The organism is Microbacterium sp. F01 (assembly GCF_056156365.1).
In genome coordinates this window covers 4181154-4200178 of the sequence record NZ_CM149592.1, presented here as the reverse complement: position 1 = coordinate 4200178, position 19025 = coordinate 4181154, and the positions used below count along the sequence as shown (strand labels likewise).

Here is a 19025-nt window from a genome sequence, read left to right as displayed (position 1 = left end):
GCTGGCTCGGCCTCGGGGCCGCACATCAAGCGTCGCATGATATGTAGGTTTTCGACATTAGCGATGCTTATGTGCGGCAATTGCCTCGGTGATCCGCGATTTCGCCCAGGTCAGTGGATGATCTCGGTGAGCAGGGCGACCGGCCCTGCGAGCCCCGCAGCCAGTGGCGCGGCATCCGTCTCGAACACCTCGGTCACCGGGGCGAAGATCTCGCCTGAGGGGGCGGACGCCTCGGCGATGAGCCGGTTGCGCCAAGGATTCGCGATCTCGACCTCGAGGACGTTCTCGCCCGCCCTCACCGCCGCGGTCACCTCGACGCGGAACGGCGCTGTCCAGGCGATCCCGCAGTCCACGCCGTTGAGAATCACCCGTGCGACGTCGCCGACGCGCCCGAACTCGAGGTCGATGCGCGCGCCGTCGGGCGGCGCCGCCTGCTCGAATCGCGTGCGATAGACGGCCGTTCCCGAGAAGGCGCGCGCCTCGTCGTCGAGGTCGGTCCAGAGCACCGGCCCGTCGGGCAGCGCGATCGACGCCCGGCCGGGGAAGTCCAGCGTCCACTCGCTCCCGATCGGTCGACGGAGAACGGATGCTGCGCCCCCGGCCGCGGTGGGGCCCTCAGGCACCACGAACACCGAGCCGAAAGGCACCAGCGCGATCTCGAACGCGCGACGCCGGCCCGTTGCCCCCGCGTCGACGAGCGGCGCCGTTCGGACGGAGACCGGGTCCCACGCGGTGAGTGCGGGCACCCCATCATCGACGAGGATCCGCGCGTGCACGGCCTCGGCGGACGGGTTCGCGATGAACGTGATCCGCCGCCCCCCGATCACCCGGGCGATGGTGCGCAGTCGTGCCCCGACGATCTCGAGCTCCGGCGCGATGCCCAGCTCGCTCAGGGCCGCGGCGAGGTCCGCCGTCGGGACGATGCGGGGGTGCCCCCAGATCTCGTCGCAGAGTCGTGTGAACTCGTGCTCGTCGTCGCCGAGCGAAGGCGACCGCTCGGGCCGCACCCCCACGACCGTCGCTCCTGCGTCGAGCAGCGTGGCGATCCGACGCAGGGTCTCGTTCGTCAGGCGCCGACTCGAGCCGCCGAGGTGGAGCACACGGTACCGCGCGCCGCGCGCGACGAGCGCGCCGTCCTCCACCCGCAGCAGCTCCAGCGCGTCCGCGCCGATGTAGTCGAAGTCGAAGCCGTCGGGCACGGTCGCGTCGAGGCCGGCGGCGTACAGGCCCGTCACCGGCGCCTCCTCGCCGATGAAGACGGCGACCTCGACCGCCGGCTCGCCCGACGAGAGCACGGCCGCGCACCGCGAGAGGTAGTCGATCCACGGCCCCGCCAAGCCCGCCCAGGTCTCGTTCGCCGTGAACGCCTGTCCCAGGAAGGGAGCCAGGGCGATGCCCGGCGGCGGCGCCGCGAGCGGCTGGTGGGCCGAGGTGTGGATGCAGAAGCGCGTCACACCGAGCGCGAGCTGCAGGTCGGCGACGTGCTTGAGGCTCTGCGGCGACGAGGCCCACGGGCGGTCGAAGCTGGTGAAGGCCTCGGCTCCCGTCCACCGCTTGCCGTGAACATGAGCGACGGACGCCGCGCCCTTGAGATCGGCGACGTAGGTCGGCTGCGGACCGGCGTCGGGGTCGAAGGTCCACATCGCACCCATGGGGACATCGGCGTGCGCCCGCATCGCGAGGTCGTCGCCGAGCTGCGGCCGCGCGTCTTCGAGAGCCTCGGCGTAGTAGGTCATGCTCCGGCGGTGGGCCTCGGCGGAGAGCGTTCCGTAGTACTCGGATGCGAGCAGCTCCGAGAGCGTGCGCCGGTAGTCGTAGAGGAATCGATCGGATGCCGCGGCCCCGCCCACGAGATACCCCGCGAGCGTCGGCAGCCACGGTGTCGGGTCATAGCCTCGAAGCTCCCGGAACCGCTCGAGGATTCCGTCGGTCCAGTTCTGCGCTCCCGACTCGATGCTGTCGCTGAGGAGGGCGTCGTATCGACCGGGTGCGAACCGCTCGAGGTGGTGCTCGAGGTATGCCGCGACGCGGCCGCCATCGAGCTTGTCGATCTCGAGCCCCGTGACATCCGGCAGCGCGGGACCGTTGGTCTGGCCGGTGAGGGATGCCCCGATCCGCAGCACGCGCCAGCGCCCTGGGGGCGCGTCCCACGTGAGGCGGTCGCCGTCGAGATGAGCGGTGAGGTCGTGCACGTCCGACGGGCCTGGGGGTGCAGCATCCGTTCCCGGAATCGTGTCGATCGCGTAATAGTCGGGAACCACGCCGAACCCGGCCTTGACCTCGGCCTGATGCACGCGGGCGCCCGTGCGCAACGCGAACTCGGAGATGAGGAAGGCGTCGCTGCGGCGCAGCACGGGGGGCAGCCGCACGCCGTCGGCGACGGGCGGCAGTGCCTCGGCCGCGCTCGCGCCCGACAGCACCACGCGGAAGCGGCGGGCGGTGACGGGGGCGAAGGTCGCCGACCTCGCCGGCACCGTCGTGGCGGGCAGCGTGGCGACGTCGCGGTAGACGACGCCGTCGTCGCCCGCCTGGAGTACCGCGTCGGGCGGCGGCGCGGCACCGAACCCGCGAGGCCCGGGGAGGCCGAGGGTGACCGAGCGTATCGTCACAGGGGCGTCGAACTCGAGCTCGAGCCACGCCGAGGACCACGCGTCGGGATCGCGGGGGAGCGAGATCGTGTCGCCGAACGAGCCGTCGACGAGCCGCTCCGCGTCGGTGACGGGTGCGGAGCCGTGCACCCGGTCCGGACGGAGGACGTCCTGCGCCGGCGCTGCCGGCATGGCGATCACGCGCCAGTCCACCGCCCAGGGGCCACGCGCCGCGCCCGGACGCGGGGAGTCCTGGAACGCGCCGGCGACCGCAGGCAGGGGCGCGAGCTCGACGACGTGGCGCTCGCCACCGTCGATGACCCGTTCCGACCACACCAGCTTCTTCATGGCGTCGCGCGGCTGCACCCACGGACCGCCAGCGGCGCTCCACCCGGATGACGTCGCGACCGCGAGCTCGAGGCCCAGGTCGCCGGCGGTGCGCGAGGCGGTGTCGATCGCCTCGCGCCAGGCATCGGTGCCCGGCCGGACCGGTTCCGGGACGACCAGGGGCACCCCCATCCCGCCATCGAAGAGCTGCACACCGCGTACGCCGACGTCGTGCAGCCAGGTGAGATCGAGGACGATTCCGGCCGGGTCGACGTTGCCGTCCATCCAGTGCCACCACGCGCGCGGGCGGGCGTCGTCCGGCGGATCGACGAAGTCTCGCCAGAGGTTCGACAGATGCTCCGGCGCGCTCGACGATGACTCGGCCACGCTCCTCATCCTGCGCGAGGAACGACATCCCGCGTGGTCCCGAACCACTTATATCCGGTATTGCCAGAACTAATGTGTGCTTCCGACACAAGTGTGTGATAGTGGCTGTGACGCCGCCGGTGAAGGGGCGCATGACGACGAGGTCAGAGAGTAGATGACTGTGACGATCGAGCGAGACGCGACGCGCACCCTGACGGTGCCACCCGAAGCACGACGCACGCCGCGCCCCCGCGGCCGCCGCCCGCTGATCAGCTACGGGCACTGGTGGTGGGCCCTTCCGGCCATCATCATGGTCATCGCGGTGCACTATGCCGCCACCCTGACGGGCGGCTTCTTCGCCTTCACGAACTGGACCGGTCTCGGCGACTGGGAGTTCATCGGGCTCGACAACTTCGTGCGGATCTTCAACGACCCGCTGATGGTCGGCGCCGTGATCAACACGCTGTTCCTGGCGTTCGGCTCCGTCATCCTGACGAACATCCTGGGGCTCGGCTTCGCGCTGGCGATCAACCGCACGCTCAAGACGCGCTACATCCTTCGCACGCTGCTCTTCATGCCCGTGGTCCTGAGCCCGCTGGCCGTGGCATACGTATGGAAGTTCATCTTCCAGTTCAACGGCCCGCTCAACGGCTTCCTGGCGGCGATCGGCCTCGAAGAGCTGCAGAAGGTCTGGCTTGCCGACCCCACGTGGTCGATCTGGGCGATCCTGCTCACGGTCGTCTGGCAGCAGACGGGCTTCGTCATGGTGATCTACCTCGCAGGCCTCGCCTCGGTGCCGGTCGAGCTGGAGGAAGCGGCCGCGCTCGACGGCGCCGGCGTCTTCAAGCGGTTCTGGCACGTCACGGTTCCCGGCATCCGTCCCTCCATCGCGATCGCGACGACGCTCGGGATCATCCAGGGTCTGCGGATCTTCGACCAGATCCTCGCGCTCACCGCCGGCGGACCGGCCGGCGCGACCGAGACGCTGGCGACCCAGGTCTACAAGCAGGCGTTCTCGCTCGGCCAGTTCGGGTTCGGCTCGGCGCTCGCGCTCGTGCTGACCCTCATCATCCTCGTCTTCGCGATCCTCCAGCAGTACGCGACGCGCGATCGCGACGCCGCTCGAAAGGCCTGACATGTTCCGCTACACCAAGCTCACCGCGGTGCGGGAAGTCCTCATCTGGATCATCACGATCATCGGGCTGCTGCCCTTCTACTTCCTGATCGCGACCGCGTTCAAGACCGACCAGGAGGCGCTCACGACGAGCGCGTTGGCGCCGCCCCAGTCCCTCGATTTCAACGCCTTCATCGAAGTGCTGACGACGGGGGGCCGCAACAGCATCCCGATGGCGATCCTCAACAGCGCGATCATCACGGCCGGCGCGATCTTCGGGCTGGTGCTGTTCGGCTCGGTCGCGGCGTACGTCATCACCCGCCGCACCCGCGCCTGGACGAATCTGACGTTCTACCTGGTGCTCATCGCGATCATCCTGCCGGCGCAGCTGGGCACCGTGCCGCTCTACATCGGCGCACGCAGCGTCGGCCTCACGGGCAACGCGATCGGCATGATCCTGCTGTGGATCGGCATCCTGCTGCCGCTGTCGGTGTTCCTCTACGCCAGCTTCTTCCGCGGCCTCACGACCGAGTACGAAGAGGCCGCCGTGATCGACGGGGCCTCCCCGACGCAGGCGTTCTTCAGAGTCGTGCTCCCGCTGATGGCCCCCGCGACCGGCACCGTCGCGATCCTCGCGGGTCTCATCGTGTGGAACGACTTCTTCAACTCGCTGATCTTCCTCGGCGGCTCGACGACCCAGACCCTGCCCGTCGCGATGTACACGTACGTCGGCGGCCTCGTGTCGGCCTGGAACAAGATCTTCGCCGTCGTGATCATCTCGATGATCCCGATCCTGCTGTTCTACATGTTCGCGCAGAAGAAGTTCATCCAGGGCTTCGCCGGCGGCCTGAAGGGCTGAGAACGGACCCGTGAGCGTCGACAACCGCGCGGCGTTCGAGACGTTCGTCGACCTCTTCTACACGCAGAAGCGTGTGGCAGATGCCTTCGCCTTCCTCGTCTCGGACGACTACACCCAGCACAACCCCACCATCGGCGACGGTCCCGGACCCGCGGTCGAGATGCTCACCCCGAAGTTCGACGGCTCGCCCGACGCCATCTTCGAGGTCCAGCGGGTCCTCGTGGACGGCGACCTCGCGATGGCGCACGTGAAAGCCTCCCGACCCGGCGCCCCAGACGCCGCGGTCGCGGACATCTACCGATTCGAGGACGGCCGGATCGTCGAGCACTGGGACGTGCTGCAGCAGGTTCCCGTGCATGCCGTCCACGACCATCCGATGTTCTGAATCCCAGGAGAAACGACCGTGTACCAGCTCGCCCCGAATATCGAACTCCTCTTCGCGGAAGCCGGCGATTACCACGACCGCGTGCGCGCGGCCGCCGCGGCGGGCTTCGACGCCGTCGAGATGTGGGGGCCGACCGGCGTCGACGCGCCCGCGACCCCCAAGGACCTCCCCGCCCTCAAAGCGGCGCTGGAAGAGACCGGCACCGAGCTCACCGCGCAACTCGCCGAGCCCCGCACGCAGTTCATGATCCCGCCGTGGGACCACTCGGAGTTCTTCCGCAAGCTCGACGAGGGTGTCGCGATCGCGCACGACCTCGGCTGCCCACGGATGGTCGTCGGCAGCGGCACGGGGTTCGGCGGCTGGAAGCGCCAGGTGCAGCTCGACAAGCTCGTCGAGATCTACCAGAAGGCGATCGCGCAGATCGAGGGCTCGGGGATCACGCTCGTGCTCGAGCCGGTGAACGTCCGCGTCGACCACCCCGGCTCGCTCCTGGACCGCACCGCCGAAGCCGTCTACGTCGCTCGCGGCGTCGCCTCGCCGCAGTTCGGTGTGCTCTACGACATCTATCACTCGGCCGTGGAGGGCGAGGATATGGCGCTCGAGCTCGCGAACGCCGGCGATCTCGTGAAGTACGTGCAGCTCGCCGACGCCCCTGGCCGCGGCGAGCCGGGCACCGGCGCGCTCGACTGGGCCGAGCGCCTCGGCAGCCTCCGCTCGGCCGGCTACGACGGCCCTATCGGCCTCGAGTACTACCCGACGCAGGAGTCCGCAGCATCCGTCGCCCTCATCCGCGAGCTGGCGGCCTCGGCATGAGAAGCGATGGTGTGCCAATGAGCCGCTATCCCGCGTCGGTCGACGTCGCGATCGTCGGCAGCGGGCCCGCGGGCGCGACGTATGCGCGCATCCTGAGCGAGGAGGCTCCGGATGCCGCGATCGCGATGTTCGAGGTGGGGCCCACGGTCTCCGATCCGCCGGGCGCGCACGTGAAGAACATCGAGGACGCCGCTCGCCGCGCCGAGGCGCAGCGACGATCGGAGGGCCCGGGGGCCGGCGAGGCGACAGTGAACAATCCGGGCGCCGTGACCTCAGGGATGCGTCGGGCCCGCCCCGGCACTTATCTCCTCGCCGACGGCTACCAGGTCGACGGCGAGGACGGCCTCCCCGTCGTCGCATTCTCGAGCAACGTCGGCGGCATGGCTGCGCACTGGACGGGCGCGTGCCCGCGGCCGGGCGGCAGCGAGCGCATCGCGTACCTCCCCGACCTGGACGAGCTGCTCGACGAGGGCGATCGCCTGCTGGGCGTGACGACGGATGCCTTCGACGCGGCGCCGTTCACCGCGCTCGTGCGTGACCGACTCGCTGCGGCGGTCGACGGCCGTGACGAGGCCGCGCGCGTGCAGCGGATGCCGCTCGCCGTGCACCGGCGCGACGACGGCCGCCTGGTGTGGTCGGGCTCGGACGTCGTGCTCGGCGAGGTCACCCGCGCGAACGAGAACTTCTCGTTGTTCGACGAGTCGCTCGTGACGCGCGTTCTGGTCGAGGACGGACGCGCAACCGGCGTCGAAGTGCGCGATCTCCGCACCGGCGAGGTCCATGAGGTGCGCGCCCGGGCCGTCGTGGTCGCCGCCGATGCCCTCCGCACCCCGCAGGTGCTGTGGGCCTCGGGTGTCCGCCCCGCCGCGCTCGGCCGCATGCTCAACGACCAGACGCAGGTGGTCTACGCCTCGCGGCTGCAGGGCGTCGAGCCTCCCGCAGAGGACCAGGTCGCAGCATCCGGAGCCCTCTCGGAACAGAGCGGGGTCAGCTGGGTGCCGTTCACGGACGACATGCCGTTCCATGGGCAGATCATGCAGCTCGACGCCTCTCCGGTGCCGCTCGCCGACGACGACCCGGTGATCCCCGGATCGATCGTCGGGCTGGGGCTTTTCTGCGCTAAGGACCTGCAATGGGATGACCGCGTCGAGTTCTCGGACGCGGAGCAGGACTCCTACGGGATGCCGGCGATGCGGCTGCACTACACGCTGACCGACCGTGACCATGCCGTGCTCGACCGGGCGCGTGATGAGATCGTCGAACTTGCGAAGGCCGTCGGCGAGCCGATCGGCGACCGTCCGTTCACGATGCCGCTTGGCGCCTCGCTGCACTACCAGGGCACCACGCGCATGGGCGAGACAGACGACGGACAGAGCGTCTGCAGCCCCGACAGCGAGGTGTGGGACGTGCCCGGTCTGTTCGTCGCCGGCAACGGCGTCATTCCGACGGCGACGGCGTGCAACCCCACCCTGACGTCGGTCGCGCTCGCGGTCCGCGGCGCACGTCGAATCGCTCAAGACCTTGCTTATGTCTGATTCAGACATTAGAGTGTAGAAACAAGATTTAAGTGTCAAGGAGGACTCTGTGATCCCCGATCGCATCATCGAGCAGGGAACGCTCACGACCGACGGCGCCCGCGTCTCGGTCGAGGTTCGACTGCCGTGGTACCGCGCGCTGCCCGCCTCGTGCATCGGCCGCGCCACGCTCACTGTCGACGGCGTCGAGGTGCCGGCCGATTCCCTCCGCTGGGGGATGAACGGCCAGACCTTCACCTTCGACGAGCTCGTGCCGAACACCGAGGAGTGGTGGTTCCCCACCGACTCCGCCGTGCTGTCGGGCGACCTGGAGCTTCCGGGCGATGCCGAGCACAAAGTCGAGGTCGGCCTCGTCCTGTACATCCCCTACATCGTCATCGGCGAGAACGAGGTGCTCCACATCGAGGAGCACGACGCCAAGACCATGACCGCACGAAAGGCGGTGGTCGCGTGACCACGCTCGGCTCGCCCATCCAGGGCGTCACGCTCTACAGCTTCACGCGTGCCTTCCACGGCCGCGAGTACGACCTCGAGGGTCTCATCCGCAAGGTCGCGGCCGACGGCTACGGCCCCGGCCTCGAGATCATCGGGTTCTCGAGCTTCCGCGGCTTCCCCGAGATCGACGACCGCTTCGCCGGCTGGTTCCGCGACCTCGTCGACGAGGTCGGCCTCGTGACCACGTCGCTCGCCGTGAACGCCGACATCGGCATCCACCGCGATCGCCTGCTCAGGCAGGACGAGCTGCTCGAGTACATGCGCCGTCAGATCGCGGCAGCCGCGAAGCTCGGCTTCCCGATCGCACGCGTGCAGATCTCGATCACGCCCGACTCGATGGAGGCGCTCGCGCCGATCGCCGAGGAGCACGGCGTGACGCTCGCGCTCGAGGTGCACGCCGACCAGTACGCCTCGCACCCCCGCATCCTGGCGCTGCGCGACCGCTATGAGAAGGTCGGCTCGCCCTTCCTCGGCTTCACGATGGACTGGGGTGCCACCGTCTCCGGTTTCGCCCCATCGCTGCTCGAGGCCTATCGCCGACGCGGCGCCTCGGAGGAGCTGCTCGGCAAGGTCGTCGAGCTGTGGGACGAGTTCTACCAGCAGGGACCGCCGGCCGACCAGGCCGACCACGGACAGCGCTTCGGTCGCTTCATCGGTCTCGCCGCGCAGAACGGGCGCCCCGATCTCGGCATCGATTTCGGGATCAACGGCACGGGCCTGTTCGGACCCGCGCGCGTGGACGACTGGCTCGAGATCATGCCGTGGATCAAGCACGTGCACGGCAAGTTCTTCGGTATCGACGAGACGGGCGAAGAGCCCTCGGTGCCGGTGCGCGATCTCATCCGCCTGCTTGTCGAGAACGGCTACTCGGGCGCGGTCTCGAGCGAGTACGAGGGCTGGCACTGGAACCACTGGCAGTCGCCCTTCGAGATCATCGCGGCCGAACAGGCCGTGCAGCGCTCCGCCGCGCAGGATGCCGGCTCCCGCATGATCACCGACGCGGACGAAGCCCGGTCGACCCTCTCCCACCACCTCCCGCACGCACTGCTCAAGGAGACGAACGCATGAGCGACGGCATCGCCGGCACCGGCATCCGGCTCGGCACGACGCTCTACTCGATGACGAGCGAATTCGCCGCCGGGCTGTACACGCCCGAGACCCTCATCGCCGCGGTCGCCGAGAACGGGATCGGCCCGGGCGTCGAGTTCAACATCGCGCAGCTTCTGCGCACCTACCCCGACGTCGACGCCGAGTTCGTGAAGCTCTGGTTCGACTCGCTCGACAGGTACGGCCTCGAGGCGAGCGCCGTCGGCACGAACCTCGACATGGGTCGTCGCAAGGACCGCGACATGACGCCCGACGAGGAGCACGACTTCTTCGCCCGCCAGCTGAAGACGGCGAACACGCTCGGGTTCAAGACTGTCGTGATCCGCTCGGCCGGCAAGGACCTGTTGCGCAGCCTCCTGCCGCTCGCCGAGCAGTACGACCAGCGCCTGGCCTACGAGATCCACGCCCCCGAGGGCCCCAACAGCCCCAAGGTGGTGCAGATCCGCGAGCTCTACGACGAGCTGGGCAGCGATCGGCTCGGCTTCACCGCCGACTTCTCGTCGACGATGCACTCGCTGTCGCCGACCCTGCTCGCGCAGCTCGAGAAGATGGGCATGGAGCCGAAGCACTTCGCGGTCATGGACGAGATCTGGCACGAGCCGGCGCCCATGCACGTGCGCAACCAGAAGTTCGAGGACTACCTCTCGGGCGAGGGCGTCGACTTCCTGCGGTTCGGCCCGTTCACCCGCCTCGCGTTCAACATGCACGGGCTGGTCGCTCCGGAGGAGTGGCGCGACATCATGCCCCAGACCTTCCACGTGCACGCGAAGTTCTACGACATCGATGAGAACGGCGACGAGCCCGCGATGGACATCCCGCGCATCGTGCGGCAGTTCGTCGAGGGCGGCTACGAAGGCTACCTGTCGAGCGAGTGGGAGGGTCACGCCTTCCAGGACCTCGGCGAGGCCGACCCGATCGACCTCGTGAAGAAGCAGCACGTGCTGATGCGCCGTGCGATCGAAGACACCGTCGCCGCTCGCTCCGGCGCAGTGGTCTGAGGACGGCGAAAGGAACAGCCATGGCCACCCACAACTCCCTCTTCTCCGAGAAGGACGTGCGTCGCACCGGCAGCGGCATCGCGGTCTCGGTGCAGCTGCCCTGGTACCGGAGCCTGTGGCTCTCGGCGGTCGACGGTGTCGCGGCATCGGTCGACGGCGTCGAGATCCCCACCGACCGGCTCCGCTTCGTGCTGCAGGGCCGCGAGTACCGGATCGAGGAGCTTCCCGAGGAGTGCGAGACCCTCTGGTTCGTCGCCGACAAGCCGGAGGTCGTCATCGATCTCGGCCGCGCCCCCGCGGCGGGCGAGAAGCTCACCGTCGAGGTGGTGCTGACCATGCGCCTGCTCTACATGCAGATCATGCCCGGCGTCGACGGCGGCCCGGGCCGCTACGTCACGAACCGTGTGCCGGTGGAGCGCGAACTGGTGCTGGCATGACCCTCAGGGTGGCCATGATCGGCTACGGCTTCATGGGTGCCGCGCACTCGGTCGGCTGGCGGCAGGCGCCACGGATGTTCTCGCTGCCCGATGAGGTCGAGATGGCGGTGATCGTCGGCCGCAACGCGGACGCGGTGGCGGATGCTGCCGCCCAGTGGGGCTGGGCGGAGTCGGCGACCGACTGGCGCGAGGTGATCGCGCGTGACGACATCGACATCGTCGACATCGTGACGCCCGGCGACTCGCACGCCGAGATCGCGATCGCCGCGTTGGAGGCGGGCAAGCACGTGCTGTGCGAGAAGCCGCTGGCGAACACCGTGGAAGAGGCGGAGGCGATGGCGGATGCCGCGTCCCGCGCCGCCGCGCGCGGCGTGCGGTCGATGGTCGGTTTCACGTATCGTCGCGTGCCCGCGGTCACGTTCCTGCGCGACCTCATCGCGCAGGGCGCCGTCGGCAAGATCGCGCATGTGCGCGCGGCGTACCGTCAGGACTGGCTGGTCGATCCGGAGATGCCGCTGGCCTGGCGCCTGCAGAAGGAGCACGCGGGTTCGGGCGCGCTCGGCGACATCGGTGCCCACATCATCGACATGACGCAGTTCGTGACGGGCCTGGACGTGACCGCGGTGTCGGGCGTCGTCGACACCATCGTGAAGCAGCGTCCGCTGCAGGGTTCCGGTTCGGGTCTGTCGGGCACTGCGACGGAAGGGTACGGCGAGGTGACCGTCGACGACATCGCGATCTTCACCGGTCGCCTGGAGTCGGGGGCGCTCGTCTCGTTCGAAGCCTCCCGCTTCGCGACGGGCCGCAAGAACGACCTGTCGATCGAGGTGTCGGGCGACAAGGGCGCCTTGCGGTTCGACCTCGAAGATCTCAACACGCTGTGGTTCTACGATCGGACGGCGCCGGAGCCGACGCAGGGCTTCACGCGGATCCTCGTCACGGAAGCATCCCATCCGTATGTCGCGGCGTGGTGGCCGGCCGGACACATGCTCGGCTATGAGCATGGGTTCAGTCATCAGGTCGTCGACCTGGTGACCGCGGTCGTCGAACGCACCGACCCGCACCCCTCGTTCGAGGAGGGGCTGTCGGTGCAGCGTGTGCTCGCCGCCGTCGAATCCAGTTCCGCCCAGGACTCCGCCTGGGTCACCGTAGACGCCGACGTCACCGTGAAGGGATAGCAATGCCTCGTCCGATCACCCTGTTCACCGGCCAATGGGCCGATCTGCCGTTCGAGGAGGTGGCACGGCTCGCGGGCGAGTGGGGGTACGACGGTCTGGAGATCGCGTGCTGGGGCGACCACATCGATGTGTCGCGGTGGGATGACGCCGACTACGTGCAGTCCCGTAAGGACATCCTCGAGCGCAACGGCCTCAAGGTCTGGACGATCTCGAACCACCTCGCAGGTCAAGCGGTGTGCGACGACCCCATCGACGAGCGTCATCAGGACATCCTGAACGCCCGGGTGTGGGGCGACGGCGAGCCGGAAGGCGTGCGACAGCGCGCCGCCGAGGAGCTGAAGATGACGGCGCGGTTCGCGGCGAAGCTCGGCGTGAAGACGGTCACCGGGTTCACCGGCTCGTCGATCTGGAAGGCGGTGGCGATGTTCCCGCCGGCGTCCGACGAGTGGATCGCGGCCGGCTACCGGGACTTCGCCGACCGGTTCCACCCGATCCTCGATGTGTTCGAAGAAGTGGGGGTGCGGTTCGCGCTCGAGGTGCACCCGTCCGAGATCGCCTACGACTACTGGACGACCAAGGCGACCCTCGACGCGATCGGGCACCGCAAGAGCTTCGGCATCAACTTCGATCCGTCGCACTTCATGTGGCAGCAGCTCGACCCGGTGGCGTTCGTGCTCGACTTCGCCGACGACATCTTCCACGTGCACGTGAAGGAGTCGGTCACCAACCTCGACGGTCGCAACGGCGTGCTCGGCTCGCATCTGCCCTGGGCGAACCCGCGCCGCGGCTGGACGTTCGTGTCGACCGCGCACGGCGAGGTGCCGTGGGAGCCGCTGTTCCGTGCGCTCAACGCGATCGGCTACGACGGGCCGACGTCCGTGGAGTGGGAGGACGCCGGGATGGACCGTCTGCAGGGCGCGCCCGAAGCCATCGAATTCGTCCGCACGCTCAACGCCATCACGCCGCCCGCTGCGGCATTCGACGCCGCTTTCTCCACCAAAGCCGACTGAGTCTCGATACGAAACGCCCTGGTCCCCGGGGCGCTCTTCGGCGTGCCTTCGCACGCCCCGCACGAAGGAGTGTTCCGCATGGCCGATGTCCTGAACGTGCTCATCATGTCGGGTCACATGACCCGCGAGCACGACAACGAGTTCCGCAGCTTCCGCCAGCACAATCAGTGGCTCACCACCCTGCTTGAAGACACGGGACGCTTCCGCGTCCGTGTCGTCGAGGACCCGCGGGGCCTCGGCGCCGAGATCATCGACAAGTACGACGTCGTGATCGTCGTGTTCGAGGGCCGTGACGGCTACCACGACAAAGCCGTCGGGTTCGGAGCGGAGACGGATGCTGCGCTCCTGAAGTTCGTCCACGACGACGGCAAGGGCATCGTGTGGTTCCACGGCTCCGCCGCACAGGAGGACGACTGGGGCTACCCCGACGAGTACAACGTCATGCGCGGCTCACGGCTGACCGTCGCCGGCGGGCTGCGCCCTCGGCCGTGGGGCGAGGCGCAGCTCGACACCGTCGAACCGCGCCACGCGATCACGGAGGGCATCAGCGCCCGGTGGACGGTGACCGGCGACGACATCCTCGTCGGCCTCGAGATCCTCGATGGCGCCCAGGTCCTGCTCACGACGTTCGACGACCTCGAGGCGTACGAGAAGGCGCCGGTGTGGCCGATGTCGCACTACCCCGTGGCGATCCCGTCGGAGGGCATCGCGGCGCTGCCCGGCATGAATACGGACCAGCCCATCGCCTGGATCAACGAGTACGGCGAGGGGCGGTCGTTCACCATCACGATCGGCCACGACATCGACACGTTCCGGCGCATCGAGTTCATCCGCATGTTCCCGCGCGGCGTCGAATGGGCCGCGACCGGCGAGGTCACTCTGAACGGCCCGGACCGTCGCGGCGAGCGACGCTTCCTGCCGTGGCCGTACTACAACCACGAGGGCTGAGCCGCGGCGCGTACAACGACGAGGAGCCGGACGCGATGCGTCCGGCTCCTCGCACGCTTGCGCTGACCTTGCGTCAGCGGGCGGTCCCTACGGCCGAGAGCGCGCGCCGCGCGAGCGCGAGGTGCGCCAGGGTCGTCGCCGCGGGATCCGTGTCGAGCCACTCGTGACCGCCCCACTCGCTGGTGAGGGTGCCGGCGAAGCCGGTGCGCCGCAACGCGGCGCCGATGTCGCCGATGGGGCGCGTGACACGACCGTCGGTGTCGTCCAGGTCCCAGAACTTGAGATGCACCCCCGTGGTGAGGGGGAGGAGCGGCTCGAGGTCGGCCACCTCCGACCGGCCGAAGCGCACCAGCAGATTCATGAAGAGCGTGTGCACCGCCGGCGGCACGCGACCTTCCCGGAGCGTGGCGATCACGGCCTGGTGGGTCTCGGGCGCGCGCCAGTCGTTCTCGAGGCGCCGGAGCAGGTCTTCATCGACTCCGCCCCGGCGCAGCTCGTCCAGGTACGTCGGCGGCAGCGACGGCATGAGCATGCTGATGTCGATCAGGACGCGGACATGCGGGTCATCGAGCCCGTGCAGCAGCTCGAGGTTCGCCGCGACGGCGGGCACGTCGAGCGTCTGCTGTCCCTGGATCTCCTCGTAGAGCACCACGTCGAGCTCATCGAGCACTGGTTGGGCGAGCCGCAGCAGCTCGGGTCCCGCCTGCCCGAACGGCACGCGCACGCCGCGGGCGCCGAGGCGCGCGGCCGCGCGCAGCTGCGGCGCGAGGAACGCCAGGCGCTCCTGCTCGGTGCGCCGACGTGTGGGTGAGGCCCAGTCGTCGAGACTCGCGCCGACGATCGTCACGGCGCCGCCCGCGGCGGCGAGGCGCTCGCGGAACGTGGAGACCTCCTCGTCGGAAGGCTCGGGGAACGAGCGCCACACCTGACCCGCCTCGATCTCGATCGTCGACGCTACGCCGTCCTCGACCACGCCTATCGCGATGTCGGCTGCGGTCCGTTCGGCACGGATCACCTCGGGCGTCCAGTTGAACGCGCTCGCTGAGATCGTCCATTCGCCGGAGACGTCATCCTGCGGCACGCTCTCCGGCTCGCGAACCGTCGCCTGTCCGCGGGTCGGGTGCGGACGAACGGATGCCGCGTCCCCGAGCCCGAGCGCACGCTCGGCGCGGAACGGCAGGGCGAGCGGGCCGGACGGCCCGGCCTGCAGATAGGGCACCACGAGCACGAACGACACCGCGACGTCGTGGGCGCCGGGTGGCAGCATCCATTCTCCGCGCAGTTCGAGCCGGTCCTGGATGAACCACCAGCGCGGCTCGGCGGCGAGGGCGGCCGGTTCCACGTCGCGGCCGTCGTGCCGGACTCTGACCTCCACAGGCGATCCATCGACCTGCACCGCGATGTCGGTGACGGCCGCGAGGGGCATCGACCGGATCCACGGCAGGCTCACCCGCAGCGCGAAGCCCGAGTCTGTCGCGACGAGCGCATCGTCCAGCAGCAGCGGCAACGCCATCGGTTCACTCCCTTGTGTCGGCGCCGATCGATACCGGCTTCAGACAGGAAGCTACACGCTTTTGTCGATTTCCGTAAGAAGTTGACGGGTAGATGACTCGGCACTCATGCCGCGGCTTCGACCGGGCCCCGGATCGCGGCGACGGACGGCCGCCCGTCACCGAACCAGCGCGGGAAGGTGGCTTCGAAGAGCTGCTCCCGCACCATCTCGACACCGCCTCGCAACGGCTCACCCCGGTCGTTGACGGACTGCGCGATGGTCAGATCGCGGGTCGCGAGGGGCAGCGACAGTTCGTACACGCGCTGGCGCACCTCGGCGAGCAGCAGCTCGCCGGCACCGGCCATGGCGCCGCCGATCACGATGACGGACGGGTTGAACATGTTGACCAGCGCAGCGATCGACTCGCCGACGACGCGGGCCGAGCGCTGTACGAGGCGGATCGCGAGGGCGTCGCCGTTCTCGGCTGCGATCGAGATGCGCTCGGGCGTGAGCTCCTGCCCCTCGGCGACGGCGGCGGCGAGCACGCCCGTGGCACCCGCTTCGATCTCGGCGAGGGCATCGCGGATCATCGCCCAGCCGCCGGCGACGGCTTCGAGGCAGCCGACCTTGCCGCAGCGGCAGAGCGCGTCCGACTCGCGCACCCGCACGTGGCCGATATCACCGGCCGCGCCGTTGACGCCGCGATGGATGCGGCCGTGCGAGAGCAACCCGGCGCCGATGCCGGAGCCGATCTTGCAGTAGATGAGGTCGAGGCGGTCGTCGTCGCGGCGCGCGCGCTCACCGAACGTGAGGAGGTTCACGTCGTTGTCGACCCACACGGGCGCGTCGTAGCGCTGCTCGAAGCGACGCCGCACGTCGAAGCCGTTCCAGCCGGGCATGATGGGGGGCGCGACGGGGCGGCCGCTGTCGAAGTCCACCGGGCCGGGAACGCCGACGCCGACGCCCCAGACGGGCACGTCCGGTGTACGGGCGAGCACCTCGTCGATCATGCTGAGGGCCTTGTCGAGGGTCTCGGCCGGGCCGCGCGCGATGTCCCACGGCGAATGCACCTGGTCGATGACGTCGCCGTCGAGGAGTGCCACGCCGACGTGGATGTGCAGCGCGCCGAGGGCGCACACGACGATGCGCCCGGCGTCGCCCCGGAAGCGGAGCGTGCGCGGGGCGCGGCCCCCCGACGAGGGGCCGAACTCGCCGTCGGCGAGGTAGCCCATCTCGATCGCGTGGTCGACGCGCTGAGTCACGACGCCGCGGCCGAGCCCGGTCACGCGGCCGATCTCGGGGCGGGTCGCGGCCTCGCCGGTGCGAACCATGTTGACGATGCGAAGAAGGCTCGTCATCTCGTCGGTCTGTGCGCCGAACCGCAGCGTGGACTCTCTGGCCATGGTCGATTCTTACATAACACCGCGCAGCTGATGCGGAAATGGTGACATCTATAGTCAAACGACTTCCAACTTAGGTACGCTTCGAGCGGAAGTAAGGAGGCGCCTATGACACTGGGTGTGGGCATCATCGGTGCGGGTCCGGGAGTGGCGGCGCTGCACCTTCCGACGCTCGCGCGGCTGGGCGACGCCTTCCGCGTCGTGCACATCGCCGACGGTGGCAGTGGTCGCTCGGCTGCGCTCGCGGCGCGCGTGGGGGCGCGGTCGTCGACCGGCGCCGAGGCGATCATGGCCGATCCCGACGTCGAGACCGTCGCGATCTGCAGTCCACCCGCCCAGCACGCGGCGCAGATCATCGCGGCCGCCGTTGCGGGCAAGCGTGCGGTGTTCTGCGAGAAGCCGATCGGCACGACCGTCGCCGAGGCGGAGGAGGCCGTCGAGGCATGCCGCCGCGCCGGCGTGCCACTCATCGTCGGCACCAACCACTACTTCGACCCGGCGTGGGGCCGGGCCAAGCATCACCTCACGGCGTCGGGAGGGCCGGTCGTCTCGATCTCGGTGACGCTCGCGCTTCCGCCGAACGCGCGCTACCACGAGCTCGTCACCGAGCTGCCCCCGGCGGCGGCCGGTGCGCGGGGCGTTCCCGACCTCGCGCGCCCCGAGGTGGCCGCGGGCGTCGTGCGTCAGCTCCTCACCGGGCTCGCGATCCACGACCTGCCGCTCGTACGCGACCTCGCGCCCCGTTTCGAGCGGGTCGTCTTCGCGCGGGCGCTGCCCCCGCTCGGGTACGCCGTCGGGTTCGTCGCGAGCGGCATCCCCGTCCAGCTCACGACGGTGATGCTCCCGGACGGCGCCGACACGCTGTGGCGCATCGCCGTTGCAACGGCCTCCGACCGGCTGGACGTCAGCTTCCCGCCGCCGTTCGTCCACGCGGGCGGAGCGCGGGTGCGCGTGCGCGCCGCCGACGGGCGCGACACGATCTACGCGCACGACCCCGGCGACGGGTACGTCGCGGAATGGCGCGCCCTCGCGGAGCTGCTGGATGCCGGCCTCCCGGTGGAGTACGACGAGCTGCTCGACGACGCCCGTTACGGCCTGCAGCTGGCGGAGACCGCGGCAGCGCTGATCGGAGCCGCAGCATGACGACACGTGTTCGTGCCGACCTCGAGCCGTACCGCGTCGCGCTGGCTGAACTGCCTGACAGTGCCATCGCGAGCCGTGACTTCGGCGGCGCCGTCGCCGTCGTGGCCGGCGACGGCGCGTGGTGGAAGGCCGTCTCCGATGCGCTCGCCGCGGGTGTCGCCGCCGTCGTCGTCGCCCGGCCCGCTGCTGCTCCGGTCGAAGCGCTGGATGCACTCGCCTCCGTCGCCGGGGCGACCCCTGTGATCGTCGAGCGCCCCCTGCTCCGTGCCGACGTGGTCAGTGCGGTGGGCGGGTCGGCCGGGGGCCTGCCAGCTGCCGCCGCACTCGCCGTCGAGTGTCATGCGCCTGCTCGTGCGCTCGCCCTGGCGCTGCGTGACGCGATCGGCTGGGCGCGGGTCATCGCGGCCGCTCCGCTCACCGTCCGCGCGGCCGAGTCGTGGGACGGCCGCGTGCTCGGCCTCCTCGAATCCGCACACGGCGCGGCGGTCTCGGTCGTCGCCGCCACCCAGCCCGGCGCCCCGCTCCTCGGTCGCGTGCGGATCACGACGATCGCCGAGACGCGCGTCGAGGTCGACGCCGATCTCGACACGGTCGTGGAGATCACGGATGCCGCGGGCCGGCGCATCGCGCCCGCGCGGTTCGAGAGCGCCGAGCGCGTCGCCGTGCGCCGTGCGATCGTGGCGGTGCGCGGCGGCGAACGCACGTCAGACCTCGCAGATCTGCGCCACGACACAGCGCTCGCTCAGTCGCTGCTCTCGGCGCCGTCCGCATAAACGCCGGTGATCCGAGGGATAGCCGATATGGGATTCCTCGATATGCCCGACTTCGGC

17 protein-coding genes are annotated in these 19025 nt (G+C 69.7%); 14 read left to right on the top strand and 3 right to left on the bottom strand.

The genetic code is table 11. The features are described 5' to 3' along the window. Positions 1-110: 110 nt before the first annotated feature. Positions 111-3302, bottom strand: coding sequence for a glycosyl hydrolase (locus ACVN90_RS19195; RefSeq protein ID WP_475099798.1), 3192 nt, complete (start codon positions 3300-3302; stop codon positions 111-113). A gap of 154 nt (positions 3303-3456) precedes the next feature. Here ACVN90_RS19195 and ACVN90_RS19190 point away from each other — a divergent pair, with 154 nt between their 5' ends. From ACVN90_RS19190 to ACVN90_RS19135, 12 genes are all read left to right on the top strand, one after another. Beyond that, positions 3457-4416 (top strand): carbohydrate ABC transporter permease, encoded by a 960-nt coding sequence (locus ACVN90_RS19190; RefSeq protein ID WP_475099797.1) that lies wholly within the window; start codon positions 3457-3459, stop codon positions 4414-4416. Between the two features lies 1 nt (position 4417). Then, positions 4418-5254 (top strand): carbohydrate ABC transporter permease, encoded by an 837-nt coding sequence (locus ACVN90_RS19185; protein ID WP_475099796.1) that lies wholly within the window; start codon positions 4418-4420, stop codon positions 5252-5254. A 10-nt stretch (positions 5255-5264) separates the two neighbouring features. Next, the gene (locus ACVN90_RS19180) at positions 5265-5639 is read left to right on the top strand and encodes a nuclear transport factor 2 family protein (protein ID WP_475099795.1); all 375 of its coding nucleotides are present in this window, start codon (positions 5265-5267) and stop codon (positions 5637-5639) included. A gap of 18 nt (positions 5640-5657) precedes the next feature. Beyond that, complete coding sequence (locus ACVN90_RS19175; RefSeq protein WP_475099794.1) at positions 5658-6452, top strand: TIM barrel protein; 795 nt, start codon at positions 5658-5660, stop codon at positions 6450-6452. Between the two features lie 17 nt (positions 6453-6469). Beyond that, positions 6470-7987 (top strand): GMC oxidoreductase, encoded by a 1518-nt coding sequence (locus tag ACVN90_RS19170; protein ID WP_475099793.1) that lies wholly within the window; start codon positions 6470-6472, stop codon positions 7985-7987. A gap of 49 nt (positions 7988-8036) precedes the next feature. After that, entirely contained in the window at positions 8037-8441 is a 405-nt protein-coding gene (locus tag ACVN90_RS19165; RefSeq protein WP_475099792.1) for a C-glycoside deglycosidase beta subunit domain-containing protein, read from the top strand. Further along, the gene (locus ACVN90_RS19160) at positions 8438-9550 is read left to right on the top strand and encodes a sugar phosphate isomerase/epimerase family protein (RefSeq protein WP_475099791.1); all 1113 of its coding nucleotides are present in this window, start codon (positions 8438-8440) and stop codon (positions 9548-9550) included. Before ACVN90_RS19165 ends, ACVN90_RS19160 begins: the two co-directional genes overlap by 4 nt. After that, entirely contained in the window at positions 9547-10587 is a 1041-nt protein-coding gene (locus ACVN90_RS19155; RefSeq protein WP_475099790.1) for a sugar phosphate isomerase/epimerase family protein, read from the top strand. Before ACVN90_RS19160 ends, ACVN90_RS19155 begins: the two co-directional genes overlap by 4 nt. A gap of 20 nt (positions 10588-10607) precedes the next feature. Further along, positions 10608-11024: a C-glycoside deglycosidase beta subunit domain-containing protein gene (locus ACVN90_RS19150; RefSeq protein ID WP_475099789.1), complete on the top strand. Its 417-nt coding sequence runs from the start codon at positions 10608-10610 to the stop codon at positions 11022-11024. Further along, positions 11021-12202, top strand: a complete 1182-nt coding sequence (locus ACVN90_RS19145) for a Gfo/Idh/MocA family protein (RefSeq protein ID WP_475099788.1) — start codon at positions 11021-11023, stop codon at positions 12200-12202. Before ACVN90_RS19150 ends, ACVN90_RS19145 begins: the two co-directional genes overlap by 4 nt. Before the next feature lie 2 nt (positions 12203-12204). Next, a complete protein-coding gene (locus ACVN90_RS19140) occupies positions 12205-13212 on the top strand; it encodes a sugar phosphate isomerase/epimerase family protein (protein WP_475099787.1) in 1008 nt (335 codons plus the stop codon). A 78-nt stretch (positions 13213-13290) separates the two neighbouring features. Further along, positions 13291-14160, top strand: a complete 870-nt coding sequence (locus ACVN90_RS19135; RefSeq protein WP_475099786.1) for a ThuA domain-containing protein — start codon at positions 13291-13293, stop codon at positions 14158-14160. 73 nt (positions 14161-14233) lie between these two features. Here the strand turns inward: ACVN90_RS19135 and ACVN90_RS19130 are convergent, their stop codons facing one another. Together ACVN90_RS19130 and ACVN90_RS19125 are read right to left on the bottom strand one after the other, a co-directional pair. After that, complete coding sequence (locus ACVN90_RS19130) at positions 14234-15673, bottom strand: hypothetical protein (RefSeq protein WP_475099785.1); 1440 nt, start codon at positions 15671-15673, stop codon at positions 14234-14236. A 104-nt stretch (positions 15674-15777) separates the two neighbouring features. After that, the gene (locus ACVN90_RS19125) at positions 15778-17055 is read right to left on the bottom strand and encodes an ROK family protein (RefSeq protein WP_475099784.1); all 1278 of its coding nucleotides are present in this window, start codon (positions 17053-17055) and stop codon (positions 15778-15780) included. 105 nt (positions 17056-17160) lie between these two features. Here ACVN90_RS19125 and ACVN90_RS19120 point away from each other — a divergent pair, with 105 nt between their 5' ends. After that, on the top strand, positions 17161-18195 hold the full coding sequence (locus tag ACVN90_RS19120; protein ID WP_475099783.1) for a Gfo/Idh/MocA family protein: 1035 nt from the start codon (positions 17161-17163) through the stop codon (positions 18193-18195). After that, positions 18192-18968, top strand: a complete 777-nt coding sequence (locus ACVN90_RS19115) for a hypothetical protein (RefSeq protein WP_475099782.1) — start codon at positions 18192-18194, stop codon at positions 18966-18968. Before ACVN90_RS19120 ends, ACVN90_RS19115 begins: the two co-directional genes overlap by 4 nt. The last annotated feature ends 57 nt before the right edge of the window (positions 18969-19025 follow it).